The 2,843-nt window shown below is 42.3% G+C and carries 3 protein-coding genes; 1 reads left to right on the forward strand and 2 read right to left on the reverse strand.

All coding sequences use genetic code 11. The features are described 5' to 3' along the window. Positions 1 to 526 precede the first annotated feature (526 nt). Complete coding sequence (gene radC, locus PF479_RS02940) at positions 527 to 1,198, forward strand: DNA repair protein RadC (protein WP_298002069.1); 672 nt, start codon at positions 527 to 529, stop codon at positions 1,196 to 1,198. A 59-nt stretch (positions 1,199 to 1,257) separates the two neighbouring features. On the opposite strand, the gene PF479_RS02945 is transcribed toward radC, so the two are convergent. Continuing rightward, positions 1,258 to 2,016, reverse strand: coding sequence for an aldolase/citrate lyase family protein (locus PF479_RS02945; protein WP_298002071.1), 759 nt, complete (start codon positions 2,014 to 2,016; stop codon positions 1,258 to 1,260). Positions 2,017 to 2,091: 75 nt separating this feature from the next. Then, positions 2,092 to 2,843, reverse strand: a 752-nt coding sequence (locus PF479_RS02950; RefSeq protein WP_298002073.1) for a sensor histidine kinase KdpD, incomplete at its 5' end; no start/stop codon positions are given.

Genomic DNA, 2,843 nt, shown 5'->3' on the forward strand with positions numbered 1-2,843 from the left:
AAAACTTCTTTACTTTCAAAATTTAATACCCCAACAACAAAATATTAGCTTGCATTCAACATTGCTGAAAAACCGGGCCTTGTAAAAGTACGGTCTTTTCTTCAATAAATACTATACCCCCCGACCCTATCTTTATAGGGTAATCCTCTTTTATTGAGCAGTCAATGGCTGAAACTCAATATTATAGTAATTTAGTAGTATTTCTACTGCTTTTAGAATCATTGAATTGTACTAAAAATTTAAATCTGAATGAAATCTGTTTGTTTCTAAGGGCTTATAGAAGCGTTTTAATAATGCTTCTCTAGCATTGTGCGGCAGATTTGCGAAATGGGCTATCACCATTCAATTCAGATTATCAGTATAAATATGTATCCTTATGAAATAGTAATTTTAAGAAGCTTATTACCTAAATCGTAATTGAAGTTTTCATCATAAACGAAAAGAACAGTTTCGAATTCTCTATAACTTTTTTTTTGAATAGAGAATATCAATGAAGCATCAAGACTGATCTGTCCGTAATTTCGTTATGAAAACAAATCAAAAGTACAAGATACAGTCGAGAGGCACACTTCAACCCAGAGAAAAAGCCATGAACTATGGCATTTCCGTCCTGAACGACAAAGAACTGCTGAAGATCCTGATAGGAAGCGGACAGAAGAACTGTTCCGTCGACAAGATTGCAGGAGATCTTCTGAACCTGCTGGACAAGGAAAAAGAACTGCCCGACCTGGAGACACTGATGAGCGTGAAAGGCATGGGGATGGCCCGGTCCTCACTGATTGCGGCTGCGCTGGAGTTTTCCAGAAGGCATTATCTCAGCACCGGGCAAAAGGTCTCCCAACCAGGAGACGCCTACCCTCTTCTGGCTCACATGGCCGACCGGAAACAGGAGTACTTCTTTACCATCAGTCTCAACGGTGCTCATGAACATATAAAAACACGCCAGGTGTCTCAAGGCTTATTAAACAGGACCATAGTGCACCCCAGAGAGGTGTATGCGGATCCCATTCATGACAGGGCCGCGGCCCTGATCGTGGCACACAACCACCCATCGGGAAATCTGGAACCCAGCCGGGAAGACCGGGACATTACCCGAAGGCTCCAGGACGCAGGGGAAATTCTTGGTATCCCCATACTGGATCATCTGATTTTCTGTCCCTCCGGCTACTTCAGCTTCCTGGAACAGGGTCTTCTATGATCTTGTCATTCAGATATAAAGAGAGGCGGAACTCAGGCTCTCCCTGTTCCGCCGTTTTTTCACTTATTGAATTTAACTGCGATTTCTTTAAATCCTGCAGCCATGATATGAATATCCAGACTATTCATAATCATAACCAAACCCTTATCGAGCCAAAGATTAAGCAAATTATCATCAGCATGCATCGCAAAGAACTTATTATGATGAATTGCAGCTTCAACAACCTTAGAAATAGCCTCTTGAACTTTATCGGACATCAGCTGTCCCGGGACTTGCAGAGAAGCAGCCAGATCATTGGGACCGATGAGTAAAACATCCAATCCGGGAACAGAGGCTATGGCATCAATATTATCGATGGCCTCTTTTGTTTCAATCTGGGCGATACACAGAGTCTTTTGATTCTGCTCTTCCATATATTCCTGAACTGGAAGGAGGTTCTTCTCAAAATTCGTATGCTCTCCTAAAGTAGTGAGTCCCCTCCTGCCTAAGGGGCTGTATCGGGACCAGGCAACCAGTTTTTCAGCCTCTTCCCGGTTACTGATCATGGGAACCATGACTCCATCTGCACCCAGATCCATCGCTCTGGATACAAATGCCTTTGATAATTCAGGAACCCTGATATATATACCAAGATTTATGGAACGGGCCACTTTTGCCGCATCTGAAAACTCTTCAAGACTGAGTGCTCCATGTTCTAAATCATACATACTATAATCAAGGCCAGCCGCTTTGGCTAACTGGGGGATAGCCGGGTTTCGGGACATTCTGATCATCGTTCCAACAATACGTTCACCCTTCCTTAACTTTTGAACTGACATTTGATTTCTCCTCATCTAACGTAATTACTACTATTTATAAATGATATTATTATAAATCAATACTGATAAGGGCTTCTATGATCTGATACGTTCATCCAGTATGACAGGGAGGATGAATTCAAAACAGGCTCCTCCCAGATCAGATTCCCTGCAATTGACCGATCCCCGGTATAAACCCGCGACAAATTTCACAGAAGACAAACCAATGCCCATGCCCCGTGTATTTCTCCCATGATCTTTTTTAAAAAACAATTCAAAAATTCTTTCCCGCTCTGCAGCGGGAACACCAGGACCACTATCTTCCATCCTGAGAATTAATTGCTGATGTTCTCTGTCATAATTTACAGAAAACAGAATGGAATCATTTTCAGAGCTGTGCTTGCAGGCATTGTCGTAGAGGTTGATGATGGCCCGGCTCAGCTGTTTTTCACTGCCTGTAAATTTTAGATGATCCGGGAAATTTTCTTTGAAAGTAAAATTTTTCCTATATAACAATGACTCTTCAGTAAAATACTGAATCAATTCATCAACCCACTCTCTAACCGGGTATTCTTCGCCCATTTCTTCTGTTTGACAGCTTATCACCCGGGAAAAATCCAGCATTTCATCAATTCGTTCTTCCAATAAACCGGCTTTCCCCAAAAGGATACCCACGATTTTAATGGTTTCTTCTTCAGACTCAATCACACCGTCACGGATAGCTTCCAGATACCCCCGAATGGATGTGAGCGGAGTTTTCAGGTCATGAGTCACTGACATCATGAAATTAAGCCCCAGGCGCCTGTTGTTGTTTAACTCCTGTCTCATTTCTTCAAAGGCCTTCAATC

The sequence above is a fragment of the Oceanispirochaeta sp. genome, from assembly GCF_027859075.1.
Classification (GTDB): domain Bacteria; phylum Spirochaetota; class Spirochaetia; order DSM-2461; family DSM-2461; genus Oceanispirochaeta.

Bases quoted from the DNA above. Each gene is read 5' to 3' on its own strand.
- radC (WP_298002069.1), top strand. From the start codon at position 527: ATGAAAACAAATCAAAAGTACAAGATACAGTCGAGAGGCACACTTCAA.
- PF479_RS02945 (WP_298002071.1), bottom strand. From the start codon at position 2,016: ATGTCAGTTCAAAAGTTAAGGAAGGGTGAACGTATTGTTGGAACGATG.